The organism is Sphingomicrobium sp., from assembly GCA_036563485.1.
Lineage (GTDB): Bacteria > Pseudomonadota > Alphaproteobacteria > Sphingomonadales > Sphingomonadaceae > Sphingomicrobium.
Genome location: DATCMI010000001.1, coordinates 1037684 through 1060815, shown reverse-complemented (window position 1 = coordinate 1060815; position 23132 = coordinate 1037684). Strand labels below are relative to the sequence as shown.

Below are 23132 nucleotides of genomic sequence, written 5' to 3'. Positions count from 1 at the left end.
TTTCTCCGGCGCAGAGGGGATCTTCTGAGAAAGACGAATATGGCCTGCTTGTTCGACCCGCTTCAGCTCGGCGCTCTCGAGCTTCCCAACCGAATCATCATGGCGCCGCTGACCCGCGCCCGTTCCAACCGCGAGGCCGTGCCGAACGCGCTGATGGCCGAATATTATGCACAGCGCGCGAGTGCCGGGCTGCTGATCACCGAAGCCACCGGCATCAGCCGCGAAGGGCTCGGCTGGCCCGACGCGCCAGGATTGTGGAGCGACGAGCAGGTCGCCGGCTGGCGGCGCGTCACAAGCTCCGTTCACGAAGCTGGCGGTCGGATCGTCGCCCAGCTGTGGCACATGGGGCGCGTCGTGCACCCCGACCTGGGCGGCGGACAGCCGCTCTCGTCGTCGGCGACGACAGCGCCCGACTTCGCGCGCACCTATGACGGCAAGAAGCCGTATGTCGAAGCGCGCGCGGCAACTCGCGAAGACATCAAGCGGATCGTCGCCGATTATTCGGCGGCGGCGCGCAACGCGATCGCGGCCGGGTTCGACGGCGTCCAGATCCACGGCGCAAACGGCTATCTGATCGACCAATTCCTGCGCGACAGCACGAACCAGCGAACCGACGCTTATGGCGGTTCGATCGACAACCGACTCCGGTTCATGACCGAAGTCCTCGAAGCGGTCGGGGCCGCCATCGGCATGGACCGGGTCGGCATCCGCTTTTCGCCCAACGTGCTCGCCCAGGGGGTCGAAGACAGCGATCCGCCGGCGTTGTTCGAGGCGGTGGCGCGCCGGGTCGAAGCGCTCGCGGTGCCGTGGATCGAGCTGCGCGAGCCGCGGCTGCCGACCGCCCTCGGCGTGGTCCCGACAGCACCGGTCAGTCCCGCCGTCCGCGACCTTTATTCCGGCAAGATCGTCCTAAACACCGACGGCGACTGGAGCGGCGCGCACCGCAGCGTGATCGACGGCATCGCCGACGCGATCAGCATCGGCCGGCCGTTCATCGCCAACCCCGACCTGGTGAAGCGGATCTCGCTCGGCGCTCCGCTCAACGAGGGCGACCCGGCGACCTTCTACTCGGGCGATGCGCGCGGATATACCGACTATCCGCTTCTGGAGGACGCGAAGGCGGCTTAGGGACCGTACGTCTCCCTCAGCTCGAAGAGCGCGAGCGCTGCGCGGGCCGCGGCGCCGCCCTTGTCGAGCTGGTCGGGGTCGCAGCGGACGATCGCCTGCGCTTCATTCTCGACCGTCATGATGCCGTTACCGATCGCAAAGCCCTGGAGCGTCAGATCCATGAGGCCGCGCGCGCTTTCGTTCGAGACCACTTCGAAATGGTAGGTCTCGCCGCGGATCACGACGCCGAGCGCGACGAAGGCGCAGAAGCGGCCGCTGCGCGCGGCAAGCGCGATGGCTCCTGGCAGCTCGAGCGCGCCCGGCACCGTCAGCGTCTCATGCTTGTGCCCCGCCGCTTCGACGGCTCGGCGTGCGCCTTCGACGAGCATGTCGTTCAAGTGGCCGTAGAAGCGAGCCTCGACGAGCAGGATAGTGGCCATCAGTGCGCCCCCTCGATCGGCCGTTCTTCGACGATCGCCAAGCCATAGCCCGACAGGCCGACGGGCGAGTGGCGCGAGTTGGACAGCAGGATCATGTCGTGGATGCCTAGGGCGGCGAGGATCTGGGCGCCGGTGCCGTAGCCGCGCACGGAATCGCCGATTTCCGCCGGCTTGCCCGAGCGGATGTCGATGCTTCGCGACAGCGACCCTGGCGCGGCCGCGTGGAGCGCAACGACGACGCCGGAGCCTTCCTGCTCGATCATCCGCATCGCCGTATGCATGATGCCGGACTTCGGCCCCTTCTCGCCGATGACGTCGGCGAACAGGTCGAGGCTGTGCATGCGGACGAGCACCGGCTCGTCGGGGTTCAGCGTGCCGTGGACGAGCGCCAGCTGCTCCTCGCCGCTCGCCTTGTCGCGGAAGACCTGGGCCTGCCACTGCCCGCCGCTTTCCGCGGTGAAGGGGGTCGAAGCGACGCGCTCGACCAGATGATCCTTCTTGAGCCGGTAAGCGATGAGGTCGCGGATGGTGCCGATTTTCAGGCCGTGTGTGCGCGCGAAGTCCATCAGGTCTTCGAGCCGGGCCATGGTCCCGTCCTCGCGCATGATCTCGCAAATGACGCCGCTAGGGTTGAGCCCGGCGAGGCGGGAGACGTCCACCGCCGCTTCGGTGTGACCGGCGCGAACCAGGACGCCGCCTGGCTTGGCGACCAGCGGGAAGACGTGGCCGGGAGACACGATGGCATCGGCGCCGTGCGAAGCGTCGATTGCGACGGCAACCGTGCGGGCGCGGTCGGCGGCGCTGATGCCGGTCGTGATGCCTTCGCGCGCCTCGATCGACACGGTGAACGCGGTTTCGTTGCGGCTGCGGTTGGTGCGGGTCATCGGCTCGAGACCGAGTTGGTCCGCCCGCTCCTTGCCTAACGCCAGGCAGATGAGGCCGCGCCCGTGCCGCGCCATGAAGTTGATCGCGTCGGGCGTCGCCATCTGGGCCGGGATGACGAGGTCGCCTTCATTTTCCCGGTCGTCGTCGTCGACGAGGATGAACATCCGGCCGTTGCGCGCTTCGTTGATGATCGCCTCGGGCCCGACCAGCACTTCGGTGTTGCCGCGCTGGATGAGCTTTTCGAGCCGGGTCAGCGTGTCGGCGGTCGGGTTCCACTCCGGCGAGCCGAGCTTGCGCAGGGAGTTGGGGTGAAGGCCGGCGGCGCGGGCAAGGCCGGCGCGGCTAACTTCGCCAGTGGCGATGATCGCTTCGAGGCGGTCGATGAGGGTCGTACTCATGGCTGCCAGATATCACACTGCAATGTGACGACAAGCAGGAACAAGCTTGTTCCTAATGTGAGCGGGCGGCGAGCATGCGATCAATATAGCGGGCGAGCACGTCCACTTCGACATTGAGCTGTTTCCCTGCGTCGAGTTCGCCGAGGGTCGTGTGCTGCGCCGAATGGGGGATCAGGTTGATCGAAAAATGGGTGGTGCCGTCCTCCGCATCGCGGACGTCGTTAACGGTCATCGAGGCGCCGTCGAGCGCGATCGAGCCCTTGGCCGCGATCATTTCGCCGAGGGCTCGCGGCACGCTGATCCCGATGCGTTTGGAATCGCCTTCCGGGCAGACGCCGACGACCGTCCCGACCGCATCGACGTGGCCGGTGACGATATGGCCGCCAAGCTCGTCGCCAAGGCGCAGCGACCGTTCGAGATTGAGCCGCGCGCCTTCCTGCCAGTGGCCAGCCGCGGTCTTCGATACGGTTTCGCCCGACACGTCGACCGCGAACCAGTCGTCGCCCTTGTCAACCACGGTCAGGCATGCGCCCGAACAGGCGATCGACGCGCCGAGATCGACGCTCGCCATGTCGTAGCTGGTCTCGATCACCAGCCGGAGGTCTCCACGCTGCTCGGCGCTTCGGACAATGCCGACGTCGGTGATGATCCCGGTGAACATGGCGGCGGCTTAGTCCGCCCTCACCCGCTCGTAAACTTCGAGCCGGTCGACGCCGAGGCGTTGCTCGTCGACCATCTGCCAGCGGCCATGGGCGTCGGCGATCGCGTCGAGGCCGACATAGCCGAAGCTCGACTTGCCTTCGCCGACGATGATCGGCGCGCGGTAGATCAGGATGCGGTCGACGAGGTCTTCGGTCAGGAACGCCGTCGCGGTCGTCGATCCGCCTTCGACCAGCAGGTCGTTGACGTCATGAAGTCGATGCACATCCTGCGGATTTCGCAGCGTTTCCCACCCTTCGACGGCATCGCCGCGAGTCAGCAACGCGCGGCGTGGAGAGCGGTCCTCGAGGCCCGGCAGGCGCACGTCCAGCCGCGGTTCGTCTGCCAAATAGGTCCCGCGCCCGACGAGGATCATGTCGCTGTGCGCGCGCTCCAGGTGGACGTGGCGGCGGGCGTCCTCGCCGGTGATCCACTTCGATTCGCCCGACGGCAGCGCGATCTTGCCGTCGATTGACAGCGCCAGCTTTAGCGTGATCCGCGGCCGTCCCAGCTCCAGCCGCGTCAGCCACCCGGCGAGCGAGCGCTTCGCCGACTCACGGCCGACGCCGAGCGTCACTTCGATGCCGGCACGGCGCAAGCGGCGGATCCCCTTGCCCGAGGTGCGCGGGTCCGGATCCTTGAGGGCGACGACGACACGCGCCGGCGCAGCATTCAAGAGCAGATCGGTACAGGCAGGGCCGCGGTCGCTGTCATGCGCGCACGGTTCGAGAGACGCGTAGACGGTCGAATCGGCTGCTCTCTTGCCGGCCTGGGCAAGCGCGATGGCTTCTGCGTGCGGCCTTCCGCCCTGAGCCGTTGCGCCCCTGCCGATTAGCCGGCCGGAGCTGGAGACGATGATGCAGCCGACGTTCGGGTTGGGCGCGCTTTGGCCGCGCGCTTCATTCCCGAGCGCGACGGCCTCGGCCATCCAAGCTCTGTCGTCACTCAATCCCGAATCTTTTCTCGAGCTCTTTGAACTGCCGCATCTTTTCCTTCTTCGCCGCTTCGTAGGCCGCCTGGTCCTTCTTCTGGTCGGCGATGATGTCGGCGTCGGTGCGATTCGAGGGATAGAGGTCGACCACGACGACCTGCGGCGGCGGCTTCATCGCGTCCTCGGTGTCGAGCGAGAAGCCGACGAGGATGAGACCAGTGAGGCCAAGCGCGACGCCGGCGCCGATCACTTGCTCACGGCTGCGCTGGCGCATGAACGCACGCAGGTCCTTCAGGGCGGCAGTCGGCGACGAGGGCTTTGGAAACCAGGACATTGCGTAAAGATAAGGCGCGCGCGCCCCGTCCGCCAGCCTCAGCGGCGCACGGCGGCTTCGAGGCGGCGGACGACGCGCTCTTTGCCCATGGCGGCGACGAGGGGAGCCATTTCCGGACCACTGTCGAGCCCGGTCAGCGCGAGGCGCAGCGGGTGGAACAGCTCGCGTCCCTTCTTGCCGGTAATTCCCTTCAGCTCGCCGGTGAGGCGGCGCCAAGGCTCTTCGTTCCAGTCAAGCGTCTCGGCGATCGCGGCCGCCTGCTTGACCAGCAGCCGCTCCTCGTGACCGAGCTCTGGCGGTTCCACATCGCCGTGGAGGATGGTGAACCAGCGGCTGAAGTCGCCAATTCGTTCTAGGTTGCCGCGAAGAGCCAGCCAGTCTTGTTCCGTCGCGTCGGCCGGCAGGCGGTCGGCGACGTCCGCATAGCTTAGACGGTGGAGAAGCCTTGCGTTGACCAGCTCGACCTCGTGCGGATCAAAGTGGGCAGGTGCGCGGCCGAAGGTCGAAAATTCGAACGTCGCCGCCAGCTCCTCCAAGGACGGGATCGGCTCGACCGGCTGCGACGTGCCGATGCGCGCCAGCACGTCGAGCAGGGCCATGGGCTCGACACCCTCCTCGCGCAGATGTTCGGCACCATAAGAGCCGAGCCGCTTCGATAGCTTGCCTTCGGCGGCGACCAGCAGTGCCTCATGGGCGAATTGCGGTGGGCTGGCGCCGAGCGCCTCGAACATCTGGATCTGCGCGGCGCTGTTCGACACATGGTCCTCGCCCCGCACGACATGAGTGATGCCGAGATCCACGTCGTCGATTACGCTCGGCAGCAGGTAGAGCCAGCTGCCGTCCTCCCGCCGTACGACCGGATCGCTCAATAGCTTGGGGTCGAATTTCTGCTCGCCGCGGATGAGGTCGGTCCAGGCGATCGGCGCGTCATGATCGAGGCGGAAGCGCCAGTGCGGGCGGCGCCCATCGGGTACGGGGGCGTCCGCCGGCTTGCGCTCATAGACCGGCGGGAGGCCGCGCCCGAGCAGCACCTTGCGGCGAAGGTCGAGCTCCTCGGGCGTCTCGTAGCAGGCGTAGACCCGCCCAGCCGCCTTCAGCCGCTCGAACTCGCGTTCGTAGAGATCGAAGCGCTCCGACTGGCGGATGACCTTGTCGGGCGTAAGCCCCAGCCAGTCGAGGTCGTCTCGGATCAGGCGGTCGAACTCGGCCGTCGACCGCTCCCGGTCGGTGTCGTCTATCCTAAGGACGAAGGTGCCACCGTTTTTCCGCGCGAACAGGAAGTTGTGGAGCGCCGTGCGGATGTTGCCGACGTGGAGCCGGCCCGTGGGCGACGGCGCGAAGCGGAGGGTGACGCTCATCGCGGCAGGTCGGTTTCGGGGCCGCTGTGGAAGAAATTGCTGATCGGATAGCGACGGTCGCGGCCGAAATTGCGCGTGCCAATCTTCACGCCAGGCGGTGCCTGGCGGCGCTTATATTCAGCCTTCAACAGCTTGGATTCGATGTCGGCGACCAGCGCGATGTCCGCTCCGGTGGACGCCGCCACCTCTGGGACCGACATTTCCTTTTCGACGAAACCTTCGAGGATGCGGTCGAGCAGCGAATAAGGCGGCAGGCTGTCCTCGTCCTTCTGGTCGGGGCGAAGCTCGGCCGTCGGCGGCTTGGTGATGATCCGGTCTGGCATCACCGGCCCGTCGGGGCCGAGCGCCTTGTCGGGCTTCTTCGCATTCCGCCACCGGGACAAAGCGAACACGGTCGTCTTGTAAGCGTCCTTCAGCACCGAATAGCCACCGGCCATGTCGCCATAGAGCGTCGCATAACCGACGCTCATCTCGCTCTTGTTGCCGGTGGTCAGCAGCATTTCGCCGCTCGAGTTCGAAAGCGCCATCAAGGTTACCATGCGCAGCCGCGCCTGGACGTTTTCCGCGGCCAGCCCGCTCATGTCCGGAAGCATCTCGTCGACCGCCGCGACGGCAGGCGCGATCGAAATGACGTCATGGCGGCAGCCCAGCATGCGTGCGTTCTCTCGAGCATCCTCAAGGCTGGTGTCACTGGTATATTTGGACGGCATCATCACGCCGCGCACGCGCTCCGGCCCCAGCGCATCGACCGCGACAGCCGCGGAGAGGGCGCTGTCGATACCGCCGGACAGGCCGAGGATGACTCCGGCAAAGCCGTTGCGCTGCACATAATCCTGCAGCCCCACCATCATCGCGCGGTAGACGTCCTCCGGAAAGGCATCGAGGTCGTGGGCTTCGCGGGTCATGCAGCGCCAGCCTTCCGGCGTGCGCTGCCAGTCGGTCATCAACAGCGCCTCTTCCCAGTCGCACAGCTGGACGACCCGCTCGCCGTCCGGATGGACGATGAAGGAGGAGCCGTCGAACACCAGCTCGTCCTGGCCGCCGACGCGGTTCAGATAAGCGATCGCCAGCGAGGTCTGGAGCGCCCTGTTGCGGACGAGCCGGTACCGCGTGTCGTCCTTGTCCAGCTCATAGGGGCTGCCGTTCGGGACCAGCATGAAATCGGCGCCGGCGTCGGCGAGGTGCGCGCAGACCGTTTCCAGCCAGATGTCCTCACAGACCGGAACCCCGATCTTCACGCCGCGGAACAGCATCGGTTCGGGGAGCGGTCCGGCGGCGAAGACGCGCTTCTCGTCGAAGGTGCCGTAATTTGGCAGCTCGCGCTTCAGCGTCCGCCCGATCACCCGGCCGCCATCGGCGAGCACCATTGCATTGTAGTTGAGGCCGCCTTCGCTCACGACCGTGCCGAACAAGAGCGCAGGCCCGGGCTCGATCGTCGCGGCGACCAGCCGGTCGGTCCATTCGTGCGTGCGGCGGACGAACTCCGGCTTCAGCAGCAGGTCCTCCGGGGGATAGCCGGTCAGCTGCAGCTCCGGCACCATCAGCAAATCGGCGCCTTCGGCCCGCCGCCGCATCTCCAGCATCGCCGCCGCATTGGCGGCAAGATCGCCGACCCTTTGGTTCATCTGGACAAGGGCGATGCGGAGCTGTTCGGGTGCGTCGGCGGCCATGGCGGCGCTTTAACGCACGAACACTGCCTAGCAATCCTCGTATCATGAGGACGCGCCTTTACGCCGGCGCGACTCGCTCGCTAAAGCGCCGAGCATCCGCTGCGGGGAATGACCGACATGAAACTGCTTGCCGGGAACTCGAACCTGCCGCTGGCGCGGGCGATCTCCGACTATCTCGAAATGCCGCTCACCGATGCGAGCGTCCGCCGCTTCGCCGACGAGGAAGTGTTCGTCGAGATCAACGAGAATGTCCGCGGCGAGGACGTGTTCGTGGTCCAATCGACGAGCTACCCGGCCAACGACAATCTGATGGAGCTGCTGATCTGCATCGACGCCCTGCGGCGCGCCTCGGCCAAGCGGATCACCGCGGTACTCCCCTATTTCGGCTATGCGCGGCAGGACCGGAAGCCTGGCCCGCGGACGCCGATCTCGGCCAAGCTGGTCGCCAACCTCATCACCACCGCGGGGGCCAATCGCGTCCTGTCGATCGACCTGCATGCGGGGCAGATTCAGGGCTTTTTCGACATCCCTACGGACAACCTCTTCGCCTCGCCGGTCATCGCCACCGACATCCACGCGCGCTTCGGCGGCAAGGAGCTGATGGTGGTTTCGCCGGACGTGGGCGGCGTGGTGCGCGCCCGCGGTCTCGCCAAGCGCCTCAACAACGCCCCGCTGGCGATCGTCGACAAGCGCCGCGAGCGGGCGGGCGAATCGGAAGTGATGAACATCATCGGCGACGTCGCCGGGCGCACCTGCATCCTGGTCGACGACATCGTCGATTCGGCCGGCACACTCTGCAACGCCGCCGCGGCGCTCAAGCAGCAGGGCGCGACTGAAGTTTTCGCTTATTGCACCCATGGCGTGCTGTCGGGCGGCGCCATCGCCCGAGTGGCCAAGTCGGAGCTTAGCGAACTGGTCGTGACCGACACCATCTGGACCGGCGAGCCCGACCCCAAGGACAGCAACATCCGCCGGCTGACCATCGCGCCGTTGCTCGCCGAGGCGATCAAACGCATTTCCGACGAAGCCTCGGTCTCCAGCCTCTTCGACTGATGAGGCGCCGGCCGGGCCGCCATCTGCTCTACGCGCTTTGCGCCCTAGTGCTGGCATTCGTGCTTTGGGAAGCGTTCGCTCTAGTCCGTGCCCATGAGCGCACGCCCGCTGCGCTTGCGACCGCGCGGTCCGGCGAGCTCCAGCCGAGCGACCTGCCGCCGCAGCGCAAAGCGATGCTGCTGAAGGTCGAGGATCCGGGTTTCTATGAGCATCGGGGCGTCGATTTCTCGACCCCCGGACAAGGCGCTACGACGATTACCCAGGCGCTGGTGAAGCGGCTTTACTTCGATCGCGGGTTCAAGCCGGGCTTCGCGAAAATCGAACAAAGCCTGATCGCCCGCTTCGTCTTCGACCCGGCGCTAAGCAAGGATGAGCAGCTGCGCGCCTATCTCAATCATGCCTATTTCGGGCGCGCGGGCGGGCGCCAGCTAACCGGATATGCGGCCGCCGCGCGGACCTATCATGGCCGCGAGTTCCGGCAGCTTTCGGACGAGCAGTTCCTCAGCCTAGTGGCGATGACGATCGCGCCCAACGAGCTCAGCCCGCTCCGCCATGCAGAGGCAAACCGCGAGCGGGTGCGGCGCATTCAGAAGATGCTCACCGGTAAGTGCGCACCGACAGCTGTGCGCGACGTCCGTTATGCATCCTGCGCGTGATCAGGGAGCGAGGGTAAGCCGATGTGCAATCTCTACCGGCTGGAAAAAGGCCCGGACGAGATCCGGCGGCTGTTTGCCGACATCCAGGTGCCGCTGGCCTTCCCCGAAGGCATCCCGAACATGCAGCCGCGCGACATCCGGATCACCGACCGAGCGCCGGTCGTCCGCTGGATCGGCGGCACTGCGGAGCTGGTCGAGCGCCGCTGGTCGTGGCCTGCGCCCAACGGCAAGCCGGTCTTCAACATGCGGTCCGACGGCCGCGAGTTCGGCAAGGACCGCTGCCTGGTGATCGCCGACGGCTTCTACGAGCACACCGCGCCCAAGGACCCGAAGCAGAAGCGCAAGGACTGCTGGCTGTTCCGTCCGCCGGGCGGCGGACAGTTCGCAATAGCCGGCCTATTGCGGGCGGATCCCGAGGTCGGCGAAGCCTTCACTTTGCTGACGGTGCCGCCCGGGCCGGACATCGAGCCTTACCACGGCCGGCAGATTGCGCTGCTGAGGCCGGAGACGTGGCGCCAATGGCTCGAGGGCTCCGCGCGCTCGCTCGACATGCTGGCGCCGAGCGCGGCCGGAGACCTCGAAGTCGTCGGCGCCTGAAACAAGTCGCTCCCCGGCGGGTTAGCGACATATGCCAACAGTCCTGATCACCGGCACGAACCGCGGAATCGGCCTCGAGTTCGCCCGCCAATATGCAGCCGACGGGTGGGAGGTGATCGCGACCGCCCGCCAGTCCAGCCCCGAGCTGGACGCGCTCGGCGTCCGTGTCGAAGCGCTCGACCTCTCGGAGGCCGACGGCGTCGCCGCGTTCCGCGTCAGCGAACCGCTCGACCTGTTCATCGCCAATGCCGGCACGAACCAGCCGATGAACACCCAAGGGGCGGAAAACGCCCGCGAGTGGCAAGCGATGATGATGGTCAACATGATCGCGCCCTACCAGCTCGGCCGCGCGCTGCTCCCGCGCATGAACGACGGCGGCAAGATGCTGGCTTTGTCGAGCGGCATGGGAAGCATCACGGAAAATGACGGCGGATGGGTGCCGTACCGCACGTCGAAAGCGGCGCTGAACATGGCGTGGAGCAACCTGGCGCTCGAAGCGCGGGAGCGCGGCGTCATCGCCGCCGTCGTCGATCCGGGTTGGGTCAAGACGCGGATGGGCGGCAGCGGCGCGCCCTTGCCGGTCGAGCAAAGCGTCGGCGACATGCGGCGCCTCTTCGACCGGCTGGGGCCCGACGACAGTGGCGCGTTCCTGAAACGCGACGGCTCGCGCCACGGCTGGTAGGTTGCCTTAGCGCGCCTTGCCCTCTATAGGCGCGCGCTTTCCAGATCGTTGGAAAACCAATGGCCCGGCCTGAAGGCATGCCGTGGCGGTTGGATAACGTCGCGTCCCAGAGACGCACAAAGGAGACGAAAATGCCGAAGCTCAAGACCAAGAGCGGCGTCAAGAAGCGCTTCAAGCTCACGGCGACGGGCAAGATCAAGCATGGTGTCGCCGGCAAGCGCCACCGCCTGATCAGCCACAACGCCAAATATATCCGCCAGAACCGCGGCACCGAAGTCCTCGCCGACGCCGATACGGCGCGCGTGAAGGCCTGGGCCCCCTACGGCCTGAAATAAGGAGCTAGCGAGACATGGCACGCGTTAAACGGGGTGTAACCACCCGCGCAAAGCACAAGCGAATCCTGGAACTGGCGAAGGGCTATTACGGCCGTCGCAAGAACACGATCCGAATCGCCCGCCAGGCCGTCGAGAAGGCCGGGCAGTACGCCTATCGCGACCGCAAGGTGAAGAAGCGGAGCTTCCGCGCTTTGTGGATCCAGCGCATCAACGCCGCGGTTCGCGCCGAAGGCCTGACCTACGGTCAGTTCATCCACGCGCTGAACCTCGCCGGCATCACGCTCGACCGCAAGGTGCTCGCGGACATCGCGATGCACGAAGCGGAAGCGTTCAGCGCCATCATCGCTCAGGCGAAGGGCGCGCTCGAGAAGCATGCGCCGAACAGCGAGGCGAAGGCCGCTTAAGACTCGTCCGCTAAAGAATAGAAAAGGGCGCCCGGCTGGTCCGCGGCGCCCTTTTTTATTTACTCAGCGGCGTCGGTGCGCATTCGCTCAGCCGCTTGGCGCGCTGCCCTCGCCCCCTGCTGTGCAGCGAACCGGCCGACGCCTATGCTCACCCGCCCCCTGAGGGGTTCGTTATCCGGTTCATTCGGTTCAGTGAATTGCTGGAGCGGGCGAAGGGATTCGAACCCTCGACCCCAACCTTGGCAAGGTTGTGCTCTACCCCTGAGCTACGCCCGCTCGACAGCTGAGCCGCTCGGCGGCACGCTTCGCGTGGCGCCCTGCGGCTGAGGTGAGGCGCGCGCCTAGCACGCTCATGTCGGCTCCTGCAAGGCTCTCTCGCGCACGGCTTGTGACCACCGGCACAGCGGACCATATGAGCCCTCGTCGAGTGACAAGGAGCAACAGCGAGACGTGGCAACCCTGGGCCTGAGCGAAGCCGAGCGCGAATCAATCCAGCGATTCGAGGCCGAAGTGATGCAGCCGTCGATGACCTCGCTGGTCATCCTCGATTTCTGGGCGGAATGGTGCGGCCCGTGCAAGCAGCTCTCGCCGGTCCTCGACAAGGTTGCAGCCGATTATGCCGACAAGGGCGTCAGGCTCGCCAAGATCGACGTCGACAAGGATAAGATGCTCGCGGCGCAGTTCCGGATCCAGTCCATCCCGACCGTATACGCGATCTATCGCGGGCAGCCGGTCGCCGACCTTACCAACTACCGCTCCGAAGGTCAGATCAAGAAGGTGCTCGACCAGCTGCTCGCCCAGCTTCACATCGAGGGCGAAGGCGCCGCGGTGGAAGCGGAGATAGAGCCGCTGATCGCCATGGCCGAGCAGGTGCTCGACGAGGGCGACGCCTCCCGCGCCGTGAACATTTTCGAGCAGATCCGCGAAATGGCGCCCGAAAAGCCGGAGGTGATCGGCGGGCTTGCGCGCGCCCAGATCGCAGCCGGCCAGACCGACGAGGCGCGCGCGCTCCTCGACTCCGTCTCGGACGAGCTTGCGAAGAAGCCGGAGATCGCCCGCGCCCGAGCCGCGCTGGAAGTCGCAACCGCTCCGAAGGCGGAGACCGGACCGCTGGAAGCTCGCCTGGCCGCGGACCCCGACGACCACGAGGCGCGGTTCGAACTCGCCTCCGCGAAAATGGGCGCGGGGGACCGGGACGGTGCGGCCGACGCCTTACTCGAGATCGTCCGCCGCGACCGCGAGTGGAACGATGGCGCGGCGCGGCAGAAATTTCTTCAGCTCCTGGAAGCGCAGGGTCTGGAAGACCCCTGGTCCAGCGCCCAGCGCCGCCGCTTGTCCGCGCTCCTGTTCACATGAGCCGGATGATCCGCGTTCCCCTGTTCCCTCTACCGGGAGCGCTCCTGTTTCCTCGATCCCAGCTGCCGCTGCACATTTTCGAGCCGCGCTACCGGGAGATGGTGCGGGACGCCGTCGATGGCGCCGGCCGCATTGCGATGATCCAGCCGCACCGGATCGACGACGACAACAAGGCGCCGCTTTATAACGTCGGCTGCGTCGGCGAGATTGTCGGCATGGAGGAGCTTGAGGACGGACGCTTCAACATCGTCCTTCTCGGCACCAACCGGTTCCGGATCGAGCGGGAGCCTAAACCCGAGGCTCCTTACCGCTGCGCCGACGCCGACATCGAAGCCTTCGACGACGATGAGCCGGACCCGCTGTCACTCGGCCAGCGCGCGGAAGTCGAGCAGGAAGCGCGGCGGCTCGGGGATGCGATGGGGCTCGTCGTCGATTGGGCGGCGGTCAGCCGGCTCGATGACGAGATGCTGGTCAACGCGATCGCCCAGGTCGCACCGTTCGACGTGGGGGCGAAGCAGGCGCTGCTGGAACAGGCGACGCTCGACGGTCGCGCCGACCTGCTGGTCCAGCTGATGCAATTCCACCGAGCCGCCATCACCGGCGGCGTCGAGGTCGAACCCACCCTTCAGTAAGGTCTAGATCGGCAGGCCTCTGAGCAGCAGCGGGAGGTCGCCGCTGGTGCCGCGCGCTTCGCTCATCAGCTTGTTGCGAAGCGGCGAGATGCGCCCGACCAGCCCCATGCCGAAGCGGCGAATGCCCGACGCGGTGCGGCCCGGCACGCCGAAGATCCGCGTCAGCGTATCGGTCGCGAAAGCGACGGACAGCGCGTCGAGTGAACGCCAGCGCTGGTAACGGTCGAGCAACTGCCGGTCGCCGAGGTCGAGTCCGAGCCTGGCGCCTTCGACCAGCACCTGGGCGAGCGCCGCGGCATCGCGGAAGCCGAGGTTGAGACCCTGGCCAGCAATCGGGTGAATGGCGTGCGCGGCGTCGCCGACCAGCGCCAAGCGCTCGGCCGTGATCTGCGCCGCGTGGTGGAAGCCGAGCGGATAAGATGAGCGCGGCGCCAGCATCGCGACATTGCCGAGGAAGCCGCCCATTGCTGCCTGCGCTTCGGCGGCGAAATCCTCGTCGCTGAGCGAAAGCCAGCCGGCGGCGTCGGCCTGCGGCACCGACCAGACGATCGCCGATCGGTGGCCCGCCTCGTCGTCGTTCATCGGCAGCAGCGCGAACGGCCCCGTCGGATAGAAGATTTCGTAGGCGACATGCTCGTGGGGCCGTTCGTGGCGGAGCACCGAGACGATCGCCTGATGGTTGTACTTCCACCGCGCCATGTTGATGCCCCCGGCATCGCGCGTCGCCGAGTTGCGGCCGTCAGCGCCGATCAGCAGCGGCGCCTGAAGGACGCGTCCGTCGTCTAGGACGACTTTCACGCCAGCCGCCGTTCGGTCGGCGGATGCGACCCGAGACTTCCAGAAAATCGCCACGTTCTTCCCAGCTTCGGCCCGCGCCTGAAGTGCGGCGAGAAGGCTGCGGTTCTCGTGCATGAAGCCGAGCGGCTCCTGATCGTCGGGGTCGAAGTGAAGGCCGCCGGGCTCCAGGCCATCCGCGACCGCGATCCGCCAGATCGGACAACCGGGCTGCTGCAGGTGGTCAGCGACGCCGATCGTCTCCAGCATCCGCATCGAACTCGAGGACACCGCGCTCGTCCGGCCGTCGAACGATGCGGCCGCGCGGGGCGCCGGATCGGCGGGATCGACGACGATGGCAGAAAGGCCACTCGAATCTAGGGCCGAAGCGAGCGCGAGCCCGACCAGGCCGCCGCCGAAGATGATGACGTCTGCGCGATCCATGCCGCCGCCCTACGCGCGCGACGCAGTGACGCCAAGAAGTTCGCTTGACCGCGGAGTCCGGCTGGGGGATTCTTAGCTTCTGATTTGCATGGGGTGGGACAATGGCGAGTGTTGCCGCGCGCACGTCGAAGCGCGACCTGGCACCTGACTGGCGCGACGCGCTAAGCGGCGCAGTGCGGCGCTTTGCCGTACGCAGCATCGGCGCATTGCTGCTGCTGCTCAGCGTCGCGGCCGCCGTTGCGCTCGCGACCCACAGCCCGACCGATGCGTCGCTGACCACGGCCGCGGGCGGGCAGGCGTCGAACTGGCTTGGCACGGGGGGCGCCTATTTCAGTGACGCGTTGCTGCTGCTGTTCGGCATCGGCTCGGCGCTGTTCCTGCCGGTCGTCGCAATCGCAGGGATCCGCATGCTTCGGCTCCAGCCCGCCGGGCGGGTGGGTCGCGGTCTCCTCGTCGCGGCTGGCGGCGCGATCCTCGTCGGCACTGCGCTTGGGCTGACCAGCGGGTCGGCCGTGTCCGGTCTCCCCGGCGGCTGGGGCGGGGCGTTCGGCCTCGCGGCGGCGCATGGCGTCAATTCGCTGATCGGCTTGATCCCGAACCCGCAGATCGCCGGGCCGACGCGCCTTGCCACGCTGCTTCTACTCGCGATCGCCGGGCTGACGCTGGGCTACCTCGCACTCGGGCTGAGCAGTGATGAACGGGGCTGGTTCGGCAGCCTGTTCAAACGGAACCCGCGCGAACCGCGCGCTGCGCCGCGCGCGACTCAGATCAAGGAAGACAAAGCCGTGTCCGCCGCGCCGCCGCGCACACGTCCGACGGTCGCCGTCGCCGAGGCGGCGAAGCCGGTCCTCGCAGCCGCCCGGCCGAAGGACCGCAAGCCCGCGTCCCAGCCGAGCCTTGCGCTGGGCGACAATTTCCAGCTGCCGACCCTCGACCTCTTGTCGCCGCCGCCCAAGGAAGGCCGCCAGCAGATCGATCGCGCCGGGCTCGAGCGCAACGCGCGGCTTCTCGAAACCGTGCTCGAAGACTTCAACGTCCGGGGCGAGATCATCGAGGTGCGGCCCGGCCCCGTTGTCACCATGTACGAACTGGAGCCCGCCAGCGGGATCAAGGCCAGCCGCGTCATCGCCCTCGCCGATGACATTGCCCGCAACATGTCGGCCCTGTCGGCGCGCGTTGCGACCATTCCGGGCCGTAGCGTCATCGGCATCGAGCTTCCCAATCCGAAGCGGGAGATGGTCTCGCTGTCCGAACTCGTCGGCAGCCAGGCCTTCGAAGACCAGAACATGTCGCTGCCGCTGATCCTGGGCAAGAATATCGCCGGCGACCCCGTAATCGCCGACCTCGCGCCGATGCCGCACCTGCTGGTCGCGGGGACCACCGGCTCCGGCAAGTCAGTCGGCCTCAACTGCATGATCCTGTCGCTGCTCTACCGGTACGGTCCGGACGAGTGCAAAATGATCATGATCGACCCGAAGATGCTGGAGCTCAGCATCTACGACGACATCCCCCACCTCCTCGCCCCTGTCGTGACCGAGCCCGGCAAGGCGGTGCGCGCGCTGAAATGGGCGGTCGAGCAGATGGAGGAGCGCTATCGCAAGATGGCCAACCTTGGCGTTCGCGCGCTGCCGAGCTTCAACGCCAAGGTGCGCGAGGCACGCGCCAAGGGCTCGAAACTCAAGCGTCGCATCCAGACCGGCTATGACGGCGACACCGGCCAGCCGGTCTATGAGGACGAAGAGTTCGACTACGAGGTGCTGCCCCAGATCGTCGTCGTCGTCGACGAGCTCGCCGACCTGATGATGACCGCGGGCAAGGAAGTCGAATTCCTGATCCAGCGCCTCGCCCAAAAGGCGCGCGCCGCCGGCATCCACCTGATCATGGCGACGCAGCGTCCCTCGGTCGACGTCATCACCGGCGTCATCAAGGCGAACCTGCCGACCCGCGTCAGCTTCCAGGTCACCAGCAAGATCGACAGCCGCACCATCCTTGGCGAACAGGGCGCCGAGCAGCTGCTCGGCAAGGGCGACATGCTCTACATGCCGGGCGGCAAGCAGATCATCCGCGTCCATGGTCCGTTCGTCAGCGACGAGGAAGTCCGCGCGGTGGCCGAGCATTGGCGCAAGCAGGGCACCCCGGACTACGTCCAGGCCGTCACCGAGGAGCCGGAGGACGGCGGCTATCTGTTCGACGGGCAGCCGACGGGCGAAGAGGATGCCGAGACCCAGCTCTATCGCAAGGCTATCCAGATCGTTGCCGAAAGCCAGAAGGCCTCGACCTCCTACCTGCAGCGGCAGCTTCGCGTCGGCTACAACAGCGCCGCGCGGCTGATCGAACGGATGGAAAAGGACGGGCTGGTCGGGCAGCCGGACCATGTCGGCCGCCGCGAAGTCCTGATCGACACCGATGGGCACCCGATCTGAGACCTGAACGGAACGGAACCGCAAGGTTCAGTGCGCATTCAATGGCGGAACGCCAGACCCTGGCGCAACAATCCAGGAGCTTTGACATGACTTTTCCGACGAAACTCGCGCGCGCGCTTGCGCCGATCGCGCTCGTTGCCGTCGCCGCGCCCAGCGCTGCCGCCGACTCGCCCGATTTGGCCAAGCTGAAAGCGCACATCACCGCCGTCGACACGATGACGGCGAACTTCGTCCAGACTGATGCCAAGGGCCGCTCGGCCGCCGGCACGATGAAGATGAAGCGCCCGGGCAAGGTGCGGTTCCAGTACGGCAGCGGCGACCTGCTGCTGGTCGCCGACGGCAAGCGCCTGAACCTGATCGACTATCAGGTCGGACAGAAGTCCGGCTGGCCGCTCAACAGGACGCCGCTCGGCGTGCTGCTGTCGGGCTCGCCCGACTTGAAGGGACGCGCCAAGATCGTGAAGAGCGGCAATCCGAACGTGGTGGCGGTTGCCGCCAAGGACCCGTCGAACTTCGGATCGCTGACGCTGGTTTTCCTGCGCAACGGCGCGGCGCCCGGCGGCCTCCAGCTCTACGGCTGGACCGCCATCGACGGGCAGAACCGGTTGACCAAGGTGAAGCTGTCGAATGTCCGCTACAATGTCGCGGTGCCGGAAAGCGCCTTCACCTACCGCGAGCCGCAGAAAAAGAAGTAGGGCGCGAAAAACTTCGCGAACAACAGTTTCGATTTGCGACTTGTTCATCGCCCCGTCAGGCTGACGGGTTTAGATGGAAACTCGATCCCGCCAATGCTTGGGGTTTCCCCCTGTTACCCGGGCCGGCTGGATCCCTTGCGTGACAACGCTCGGTCGGCCCTCGCTCCATGCCCCCGGAGCGGGGGCCTTTTCTTTGTGTTCTTCCCGCAAGCGGGAAGGCGGCGGAGCGGGGGCCTTTTTCTTGTGGGGCCAAGCGGGCTAAGCGGGACGCGTGGGCAATAAGCTGAAAATTGCATCCTGGAACATCAACTCGGTGCGCGCGCGGGCCGGGCTGGTCGAACGCCTGATCGTCGAGGAGCAGCCCGACATCCTGTGCCTCCAGGAAACCAAGGTGCTGGACAGCATCTTCCCAGGCGAGATGTTCGACCGGCACGGCTATGTCCATCGGCAGCTGAACGGCCAGCGGATGCATCACGGAGTCGCGATCCTCAGCCGCGTGCCTCTTGCCGATCCCGGCAAGCACGACTGGCAGGACAATGGCGAAGCGCGGCACATTGGCGTTCGGCTGCCGTGCGGGATCCGGCTCGAGAACGTCTATGTGCCGGCGGGCGGCGACACGCCCGACCGCACGCTCAATCCCAAGTTCGGCCAGAAGCTCGACTTTATCGAGCGGATGACGCGCTGGTCGGACGGCCTGAATGAGCCGACCATCATCGTCGGCGATTTCAACGTCGCGCCGCTGGAATGCGACGTGTGGAGCCACAAGGCGCTGCTTACGGTCGTCAGCCATACGCCGGTCGAGGTCGAGGCGCTGACTCGTCTTCAAGACGCCCATCGCTGGATCGACATCGGCCGCCGCTTCCATCCGGCGCCCGGCCGCTGTTTTACTTGGTGGAGCTATCGCTCGGCCGACTGGACCAAGAACGACCGCGGCCGGCGGCTCGACCACATGTGGTGCTCGCCGGAACTGGGATCCCACCTTGCCGCCCATTATGTCCTCGAGCCGTGCCGTGCGTGGGAGCGGCCTTCAGACCATGTCCCGCTGATCTGCGAGATTGAGGTTTGACCGGAGGGGAGGCCGTTCGGCGCGCCATTGCGCTGCTGCGCGCCGGCCGCCCCGTCCGAATCATTGGCTCGGCGGACTTCACTGCCGCAGCAGTCGAAACCACGAGCGCGGAGTTACTTGAGCTGCGCGACGCCGGGCGCACAGCGCGGCTGCTGATCAGCGGCAATCGTGCAGCCGCGCTGAAGCTGGCGAACGAGCGCGACGCCGCCGACCCGGCGAACCCGGTCATCATCGAGCGGGCCCCGTGGCTCGACGCCGCGGCCGCGAAGGCGATCGCCGATCCGGCGCGCGACCTCGACCGTGGCCCGCTGGGGCCACTCCAGCCGGTCGGCGGGGCATGCGTGGAGACGGCCGAGGCGGCACTGTCGCTCGCGAGGTCGGCAGGGCTCCTTCCGGCGCTGTGGATGCTCGAACCCGTCGATGGCGATCCGGAGGTTGCCGCTGCCGAAGTCGCTGAGCAGCGCCGCCACCCGGCGGTCGAGATCGTGGCACGAGCAAAGCTTCCGCTCGACGAATTGCCGCCAACGCAGATCGTCGCGTTTCGCGCCTCCGATGACGGGCAGGAGCATGTCGGACTGGTGGTCGGCGCCTTTGCCGGAAAGCCGCCGCTGATCCGCTTGCACAGCGAGTGCCTGACCGGCGACGTGTTCGGATCGCTCAAGTGCGATTGCGGGCAACAGCTGAAGCAAGCCTTACGGATCATCGGCAATGCGGGCGGCGGCGTGCTGCTCTACCTCCGCCAGGAGGGCCGCGGAATCGGCCTCGCCAACAAGATCCGCGCTTATTCGCTGCAGGACCAGGGACTCGACACGGTGGATGCGAACCGCCGGCTCGGCTTCGCCGACGACGAGCGGGACTACGGCCACGCCGCCGCAATGCTTCGTGCGCTCGGCATCGCCGAGGTGCGGCTGCTGACGAACAACCCCGAGAAGGTGAGGGGCTTGGAAGCCGCCGGCATCGCGGTCGCGGAACGGGTCGCCCATCAGATGCCTGCCAATCCCCACAATGCCGACTATCTCGCGACAAAGCGCAAGCGCAGCGGTCATCTGCTCGTCTAGGCGAGTCCGAGCATTCGGCTCACGTCGTCAAAGCTATGCGCGACGTGCTCCACGCCGAGGCCACGCAGCATTTCCTCATGGCCATCGCGGCAGTGGCTCCCGGCCGCGAGACCGATCACCGTTCCGCCTGAGGCGAGCGCGCCGATGGCGCCCACGCGCGAGTCTTCGATGATGGCCGTCCGCTCGATCGGCACCCCAAGCGCTCGCGCCGCATGGATGTAGAGGTCGGGTTCAGGCTTGCCGCGCTCGACGTGCTCCCTGCCGCTGTAAATGTGGGGCTCGAACGCGGATCGCAGCCCCAGATGGTCGAGGTGGGTGCGGATCCATCTGGTCGAACTCGATGACGCAACTGCCTTCGGAATCTCCGACGGCAGCCCCTCGATGAACTCGATCGCGCCGGCGACCGGGGCCAGCCCTTCCGCAAGCACGCGCGCGCCCGCTTCACGCATGTTCGTGTGGAATTCGTCCGGCAAGGGCCCGCCGATGCGCTGCTCCATGATGCGGAACACCTCACGCCCGGTGTGCCCGACAGAATGTTGAAGCGCATCGTCGAGCGTGGTTGGATGGCCAAGGTCCGTAAGCACGTCGGCGATGATTTGGTTCATCGGCAGCTCGCTTTCGAGCAGAACGCCGTCGAAGTCGAAGATCAGGGCATCGAAGGGGATCATGATTCCTCGAACAAGGCGGTGCCCACCCGCACCGCGGTCGCGCCGAGCATCACCGCCGCTTCGAAATCGCCTGACATACCAATGCTCAAGCCTGTGACGTCATGCCGCCGCGCGAGTTTGGCAAGCAAGGCGAAGTAGGGCGCCGGCTCTACGCCCAGAGGTGGAATCGCCATCAGCCCGGCGAGCGGCAGGGCCGATCGGCGAACGGCTTCCACAAGGTCGCCCACTTCGCCGATTGCGCAGCCGCCCTTCTGTTCCTCCTCGCCGATGTTGACCTGGACGTAGACGCTAGGGGTTCGATCGCCCGCTTCCTTGATCAGTGCTTCCAGGAGTGAGCGGCGGTCTACCGACTGGATCGTGTCGAAGAACTCGAGCGCTTCAGCCGCCTTGTTCGACTGCAAGCGGCCGATGCAGTGGAGCCTGAGGCCATCGTTCGCTGCCAGCAGGGCCGGCCATTTGCCGAGCGCCTCCTGGACGCGGCTCTCTCCGAAGTCGCGCTGCCCCGCGTCGATCAGCGGCGCGATCTCTTCCGCCGAGCGGCCCTTGCTGACCGCAATCAGTTGAACGTCCGCGGGGTCGCGTCTGGCGATCTCGGCGGCGCGGGCGAGCCGGTCGAGGATCTGCTGTCGTCTTTGTGCCGCCTGTGCCATCGCTCGCCGCTATAGGAACCGCCATGCCGCGCCGCCAGACCAGTCCAAGCCGCTGGCTCCTCGTCACCGATGCGAACAGCGCGGAGGTGCTCGAGCTCGCGCGGCAGCTGCCAGCCGGAAGCGGAATCCTCGTGCTGGTGCCCCTCGTCTCATCCCAAATGCTGCGCCTGCGGTACATCGCGGCGCTTCGGCGCCTGACTGTCACTGAAGAAGCGCCCGGAGCGGCCGCGCGGGTTCACAACATCAAGGAACTGCGGCGCGCTTTGCTGCGAAGGACCGACATCATCATGCTGTCGCCGTTGTACCCGACGCGCAGCCACCCGGACTGGCAGCCGCTTGGGCGCATGCAGGCAGCAGCGGTCGCGCGGCTTGGCGGTCGACGGCTGGTTGCACTCGGCGGGATGGACGCAAAGCGCTACGCGCGCGTGGCGCGGCTGGGCTTCAGCGGATGGGCAGGGATTTCGGCGTTTAGAACTTGAACGCGGTGCCGACGTAGACGGCCTGGCTGTCGCGGCGGTCGTCCTGAAGCGCCGACAAGCGATCGCGCTCGACATTGTAGCGGACGCCGCCGGTGAGGGCGACGCGCCGCGAAAGCGCATAAGACGCGCCGACGTCGACCGAATAGGTATCGCCCTGGCGAAGCGCCGGGAGCGGACGTCCGTCCGCCTTGTCGGCACCAACCGCAACACGGCCGGTGAAGCGCTTGAGCGAGTAGCTGACACCGACCACTGCGGTTTCGCGGCTGCCAAGCGCCGGATCGGCGCTCTTCACCTTGGCGACGTCGCCGGACACGGCGAGGCGCTTCCAGCCGACGGCAACGCCAAGATTATAGCTGGTCGGGTTCAGCGAAGTGACTGCGGCGGTCGCCGGCACCGGAGCGCTGGCCTGTGCGAGCATGGTCTTCGGCGCATTGCCGCGAGCACGGATCGCGACTCGGATCTGCGACGGGCGGCCCTTTGCCGCAGCGGGCGTGAACTGGAAGTCGGTGAGCGCCAGGCTCTTACCGGCCAGCGCAGCCGCGAGCTTGGGATCGCCATTGGCCGGCGTGAACGTCGACAGAGCGTCAAAGCTGAGCGAAACGGGCGCCGGGCGCTTCTTCGCGGACGGTGCTGCGAACGCGGGGGTCAAGACGAGGCCCGCCGCGGCAACTGCCGCAGCGACGGCTGCTTCCCTGCTCTTCGCGATCTTCACCAACTGAAGAACTCCCTGTTCCGCGAGTCGATATAGTCCGGCGAACCTGAAGGTTCCATGTCCGGAGTCGATTCGTTCAGCCCCTGTTGCCGTGGAACCACATAGCCGCTGCCGGGACCGGTGCTTGCGGGACTAGTGTGTCCGCTATAACGCCGGCTGTGAAGCTTTCGTCTGATCAAGGACCGCCGATGAATCGTCTGCACGTCACTGCCGCCGTCTTGGTTGCGGCTGCCCTCGCAAGCACCGGCTGCGCCCGGAACAGGAACGCTGCTCCGGCCAAGCTCGCGCCGGCGCGCATGACCACGATTGCGGTGAACAGCTACTTGTGGCGCGCGGCGGTGGACACCGTCTCGTTCGCTCCCCTGCTTCAGGCCAACCCGAGCAGCGGAGTGATCATCACCGACTGGTATTCCAATCCGCGGGCGCCCGGCGAGCGCGTCAAGCTGACCGTCGCGATCCTCGACCCTGAGCTGCGCGCCGATGCGCTGCGCGTGTCGGCGGCCCGGCAGGTGAACCAGAACGGAGCCTGGGTCGATGCGCCGGTAGCGGCGGCCACGGTGCAGAAGCTTGAGGACATCATCCTCACCCGCGCCCGTGACCTGCGGCGCGTTCCCCTCGCGCGCTAA

At 66.7% G+C, this 23132-nt stretch carries 26 protein-coding genes and 1 tRNA gene; 15 read left to right on the top strand and 12 right to left on the bottom strand.

The annotated features are described in order from the left end of the window. The first annotated feature begins 39 nt into the window (after positions 1 to 39). On the top strand, positions 40 to 1128 hold the full coding sequence (locus tag VIL42_05570) for an alkene reductase (protein ID HEY8592322.1): 1089 nt from the start codon (positions 40 to 42) through the stop codon (positions 1126 to 1128). Here the strand turns inward: VIL42_05570 and ribH are convergent. From ribH to VIL42_05535, 7 genes are read right to left on the bottom strand one after another with little or no spacing between them, the layout of a single operon-like run. Next, positions 1125 to 1547, bottom strand: coding sequence for a 6,7-dimethyl-8-ribityllumazine synthase (ribH, locus tag VIL42_05565; GenBank protein HEY8592321.1), 423 nt, complete (start codon positions 1545 to 1547; stop codon positions 1125 to 1127). The two genes, VIL42_05570 and ribH, sit on opposite strands and share 4 nt — an antisense overlap. Then, on the bottom strand, positions 1547 to 2830 hold the full coding sequence (gene ribB, locus VIL42_05560) for a 3,4-dihydroxy-2-butanone-4-phosphate synthase (GenBank protein HEY8592320.1): 1284 nt from the start codon (positions 2828 to 2830) through the stop codon (positions 1547 to 1549). Before ribB ends, ribH begins: the two co-directional genes overlap by 1 nt. Before the next feature lie 52 nt (positions 2831 to 2882). Then, the gene (locus VIL42_05555; GenBank protein ID HEY8592319.1) at positions 2883 to 3491 is read right to left on the bottom strand and encodes a riboflavin synthase; all 609 of its coding nucleotides are present in this window, start codon (positions 3489 to 3491) and stop codon (positions 2883 to 2885) included. Positions 3492 to 3500: 9 nt separating this feature from the next. Beyond that, positions 3501 to 4457: a bifunctional diaminohydroxyphosphoribosylaminopyrimidine deaminase/5-amino-6-(5-phosphoribosylamino)uracil reductase RibD gene (gene ribD / locus VIL42_05550; protein HEY8592318.1), complete on the bottom strand. Its 957-nt coding sequence runs from the start codon at positions 4455 to 4457 to the stop codon at positions 3501 to 3503. A 13-nt stretch (positions 4458 to 4470) separates the two neighbouring features. Then, positions 4471 to 4794: a hypothetical protein gene (locus tag VIL42_05545; protein ID HEY8592317.1), complete on the bottom strand. Its 324-nt coding sequence runs from the start codon at positions 4792 to 4794 to the stop codon at positions 4471 to 4473. Positions 4795 to 4832: 38 nt separating this feature from the next. Continuing rightward, the gene (gltX, locus tag VIL42_05540) at positions 4833 to 6152 is read right to left on the bottom strand and encodes a glutamate--tRNA ligase (protein HEY8592316.1); all 1320 of its coding nucleotides are present in this window, start codon (positions 6150 to 6152) and stop codon (positions 4833 to 4835) included. Further along, entirely contained in the window at positions 6149 to 7822 is a 1674-nt protein-coding gene (locus VIL42_05535) for an NAD+ synthase (protein HEY8592315.1), read from the bottom strand. The genes gltX and VIL42_05535 overlap by 4 nt, the downstream gene beginning before the upstream one ends. Before the next feature lie 117 nt (positions 7823 to 7939). Between VIL42_05535 and VIL42_05530 the strand changes: the two genes are divergently transcribed. From VIL42_05530 to rplT, 6 genes are all read left to right on the top strand, one after another. Then, positions 7940 to 8875 carry a ribose-phosphate pyrophosphokinase gene (locus tag VIL42_05530; GenBank protein ID HEY8592314.1) on the top strand — a complete coding sequence of 312 codons (936 nt, stop codon included), beginning with the start codon at positions 7940 to 7942 and terminating at the stop codon, positions 8873 to 8875. Then, complete coding sequence (locus tag VIL42_05525) at positions 8875 to 9531, top strand: biosynthetic peptidoglycan transglycosylase (protein ID HEY8592313.1); 657 nt, start codon at positions 8875 to 8877, stop codon at positions 9529 to 9531. Before VIL42_05530 ends, VIL42_05525 begins: the two co-directional genes overlap by 1 nt. Positions 9532 to 9552: 21 nt before the next feature. Then, a complete protein-coding gene (locus VIL42_05520) occupies positions 9553 to 10128 on the top strand; it encodes an SOS response-associated peptidase family protein (protein HEY8592312.1) in 576 nt (191 codons plus the stop codon). A 31-nt stretch (positions 10129 to 10159) separates the two neighbouring features. After that, the gene (locus VIL42_05515; protein ID HEY8592311.1) at positions 10160 to 10810 is read left to right on the top strand and encodes an SDR family oxidoreductase; all 651 of its coding nucleotides are present in this window, start codon (positions 10160 to 10162) and stop codon (positions 10808 to 10810) included. Between the two features lie 131 nt (positions 10811 to 10941). Then, on the top strand, positions 10942 to 11145 hold the full coding sequence (gene rpmI, locus VIL42_05510; GenBank protein ID HEY8592310.1) for a 50S ribosomal protein L35: 204 nt from the start codon (positions 10942 to 10944) through the stop codon (positions 11143 to 11145). Between the two features lie 14 nt (positions 11146 to 11159). Further along, positions 11160 to 11549 (top strand): 50S ribosomal protein L20, encoded by a 390-nt coding sequence (gene rplT / locus VIL42_05505; GenBank protein HEY8592309.1) that lies wholly within the window; start codon positions 11160 to 11162, stop codon positions 11547 to 11549. A 201-nt stretch (positions 11550 to 11750) separates the two neighbouring features. Here rplT and VIL42_05500 read toward each other — a convergent pair. Continuing rightward, positions 11751 to 11825 (bottom strand) — tRNA-Gly (locus VIL42_05500). Between the two features lie 174 nt (positions 11826 to 11999). On the opposite strand from VIL42_05500, the gene VIL42_05495 reads away from it, so the two are divergent. Together VIL42_05495 and VIL42_05490 are read left to right on the top strand one after the other, a co-directional pair. After that, a complete protein-coding gene (locus VIL42_05495) occupies positions 12000 to 12905 on the top strand; it encodes a tetratricopeptide repeat protein (GenBank protein ID HEY8592308.1) in 906 nt (301 codons plus the stop codon). Between the two features lie 5 nt (positions 12906 to 12910). After that, positions 12911 to 13537: an LON peptidase substrate-binding domain-containing protein gene (locus VIL42_05490; GenBank protein HEY8592307.1), complete on the top strand. Its 627-nt coding sequence runs from the start codon at positions 12911 to 12913 to the stop codon at positions 13535 to 13537. Between the two features lie 3 nt (positions 13538 to 13540). On the opposite strand, the gene VIL42_05485 is transcribed toward VIL42_05490, so the two are convergent. Beyond that, a complete protein-coding gene (locus VIL42_05485; GenBank protein HEY8592306.1) occupies positions 13541 to 14755 on the bottom strand; it encodes a UbiH/UbiF/VisC/COQ6 family ubiquinone biosynthesis hydroxylase in 1215 nt (404 codons plus the stop codon). Between the two features lie 101 nt (positions 14756 to 14856). Here VIL42_05485 and VIL42_05480 point away from each other — a divergent pair, with 101 nt between their 5' ends. The 4 genes from VIL42_05480 to ribA all read left to right on the top strand — a co-directional run bounded on the left by VIL42_05480 (position 14857) and on the right by ribA (position 19997). Beyond that, positions 14857 to 17178 carry a DNA translocase FtsK 4TM domain-containing protein gene (locus VIL42_05480; protein ID HEY8592305.1) on the top strand — a complete coding sequence of 774 codons (2322 nt, stop codon included), beginning with the start codon at positions 14857 to 14859 and terminating at the stop codon, positions 17176 to 17178. An 86-nt stretch (positions 17179 to 17264) separates the two neighbouring features. Beyond that, positions 17265 to 17873, top strand: coding sequence for an outer membrane lipoprotein carrier protein LolA (locus tag VIL42_05475; GenBank protein HEY8592304.1), 609 nt, complete (start codon positions 17265 to 17267; stop codon positions 17871 to 17873). Positions 17874 to 18144: 271 nt separating this feature from the next. After that, a complete protein-coding gene (locus VIL42_05470; GenBank protein HEY8592303.1) occupies positions 18145 to 18939 on the top strand; it encodes an exodeoxyribonuclease III in 795 nt (264 codons plus the stop codon). Continuing rightward, complete coding sequence (gene ribA, locus VIL42_05465; GenBank protein HEY8592302.1) at positions 18936 to 19997, top strand: GTP cyclohydrolase II; 1062 nt, start codon at positions 18936 to 18938, stop codon at positions 19995 to 19997. The genes VIL42_05470 and ribA overlap by 4 nt, the downstream gene beginning before the upstream one ends. On the opposite strand, the gene VIL42_05460 is transcribed toward ribA, so the two are convergent. Beyond that, entirely contained in the window at positions 19994 to 20665 is a 672-nt protein-coding gene (locus tag VIL42_05460; GenBank protein ID HEY8592301.1) for an HAD family phosphatase, read from the bottom strand. The genes ribA and VIL42_05460 overlap by 4 nt on opposite strands. Further along, positions 20662 to 21315: a YggS family pyridoxal phosphate-dependent enzyme gene (locus VIL42_05455; protein ID HEY8592300.1), complete on the bottom strand. Its 654-nt coding sequence runs from the start codon at positions 21313 to 21315 to the stop codon at positions 20662 to 20664. The genes VIL42_05460 and VIL42_05455 overlap by 4 nt, the downstream gene beginning before the upstream one ends. A gap of 23 nt (positions 21316 to 21338) precedes the next feature. Here VIL42_05455 and VIL42_05450 point away from each other — a divergent pair, with 23 nt between their 5' ends. Then, positions 21339 to 21794: a thiamine phosphate synthase gene (locus VIL42_05450; GenBank protein ID HEY8592299.1), complete on the top strand. Its 456-nt coding sequence runs from the start codon at positions 21339 to 21341 to the stop codon at positions 21792 to 21794. Here the strand turns inward: VIL42_05450 and VIL42_05445 are convergent. Continuing rightward, positions 21784 to 22506, bottom strand: coding sequence for a porin (locus VIL42_05445; GenBank protein HEY8592298.1), 723 nt, complete (start codon positions 22504 to 22506; stop codon positions 21784 to 21786). The genes VIL42_05450 and VIL42_05445 overlap by 11 nt on opposite strands. A gap of 188 nt (positions 22507 to 22694) precedes the next feature. Between VIL42_05445 and VIL42_05440 the strand changes: the two genes are divergently transcribed. Then, positions 22695 to 23132 carry a DUF3576 domain-containing protein gene (locus VIL42_05440; GenBank protein ID HEY8592297.1) on the top strand — a complete coding sequence of 146 codons (438 nt, stop codon included), beginning with the start codon at positions 22695 to 22697 and terminating at the stop codon, positions 23130 to 23132.

What these genes read in the sequence shown, in the direction of transcription:
- VIL42_05570 (HEY8592322.1), top strand. Translation starts at nt 40, where the DNA reads ATGGCCTGCTTGTTCGACCCGCTTCAGCTCGGCGCTCTCGAGCTTCCC.
- ribH (HEY8592321.1), bottom strand. Translation starts at nt 1,547, where the DNA reads ATGGCCACTATCCTGCTCGTCGAGGCTCGCTTCTACGGCCACTTGAAC.
- ribB (HEY8592320.1), bottom strand. Translation starts at nt 2,830, where the DNA reads ATGAGTACGACCCTCATCGACCGCCTCGAAGCGATCATCGCCACTGGC.
- VIL42_05555 (HEY8592319.1), bottom strand. Translation starts at nt 3,491, where the DNA reads ATGTTCACCGGGATCATCACCGACGTCGGCATTGTCCGAAGCGCCGAG.
- ribD (HEY8592318.1), bottom strand. Translation starts at nt 4,457, where the DNA reads ATGGCCGAGGCCGTCGCGCTCGGGAATGAAGCGCGCGGCCAAAGCGCG.
- VIL42_05545 (HEY8592317.1), bottom strand. Translation starts at nt 4,794, where the DNA reads ATGTCCTGGTTTCCAAAGCCCTCGTCGCCGACTGCCGCCCTGAAGGAC.
- gltX (HEY8592316.1), bottom strand. Translation starts at nt 6,152, where the DNA reads ATGAGCGTCACCCTCCGCTTCGCGCCGTCGCCCACGGGCCGGCTCCAC.
- VIL42_05535 (HEY8592315.1), bottom strand. Translation starts at nt 7,822, where the DNA reads ATGGCCGCCGACGCACCCGAACAGCTCCGCATCGCCCTTGTCCAGATG.
- VIL42_05530 (HEY8592314.1), top strand. Translation starts at nt 7,940, where the DNA reads ATGAAACTGCTTGCCGGGAACTCGAACCTGCCGCTGGCGCGGGCGATC.
- VIL42_05525 (HEY8592313.1), top strand. Translation starts at nt 8,875, where the DNA reads ATGAGGCGCCGGCCGGGCCGCCATCTGCTCTACGCGCTTTGCGCCCTA.
- VIL42_05520 (HEY8592312.1), top strand. Translation starts at nt 9,553, where the DNA reads ATGTGCAATCTCTACCGGCTGGAAAAAGGCCCGGACGAGATCCGGCGG.
- VIL42_05515 (HEY8592311.1), top strand. Translation starts at nt 10,160, where the DNA reads ATGCCAACAGTCCTGATCACCGGCACGAACCGCGGAATCGGCCTCGAG.
- rpmI (HEY8592310.1), top strand. Translation starts at nt 10,942, where the DNA reads ATGCCGAAGCTCAAGACCAAGAGCGGCGTCAAGAAGCGCTTCAAGCTC.
- rplT (HEY8592309.1), top strand. Translation starts at nt 11,160, where the DNA reads ATGGCACGCGTTAAACGGGGTGTAACCACCCGCGCAAAGCACAAGCGA.
- VIL42_05490 (HEY8592307.1), top strand. Translation starts at nt 12,911, where the DNA reads ATGATCCGCGTTCCCCTGTTCCCTCTACCGGGAGCGCTCCTGTTTCCT.
- VIL42_05485 (HEY8592306.1), bottom strand. Translation starts at nt 14,755, where the DNA reads ATGGATCGCGCAGACGTCATCATCTTCGGCGGCGGCCTGGTCGGGCTC.
- VIL42_05480 (HEY8592305.1), top strand. Translation starts at nt 14,857, where the DNA reads ATGGCGAGTGTTGCCGCGCGCACGTCGAAGCGCGACCTGGCACCTGAC.
- VIL42_05475 (HEY8592304.1), top strand. Translation starts at nt 17,265, where the DNA reads ATGACTTTTCCGACGAAACTCGCGCGCGCGCTTGCGCCGATCGCGCTC.
- VIL42_05460 (HEY8592301.1), bottom strand. Translation starts at nt 20,665, where the DNA reads ATGATCCCCTTCGATGCCCTGATCTTCGACTTCGACGGCGTTCTGCTC.
- VIL42_05455 (HEY8592300.1), bottom strand. Translation starts at nt 21,315, where the DNA reads ATGGCACAGGCGGCACAAAGACGACAGCAGATCCTCGACCGGCTCGCC.
- VIL42_05450 (HEY8592299.1), top strand. Translation starts at nt 21,339, where the DNA reads ATGCCGCGCCGCCAGACCAGTCCAAGCCGCTGGCTCCTCGTCACCGAT.
- VIL42_05440 (HEY8592297.1), top strand. Translation starts at nt 22,695, where the DNA reads ATGAATCGTCTGCACGTCACTGCCGCCGTCTTGGTTGCGGCTGCCCTC.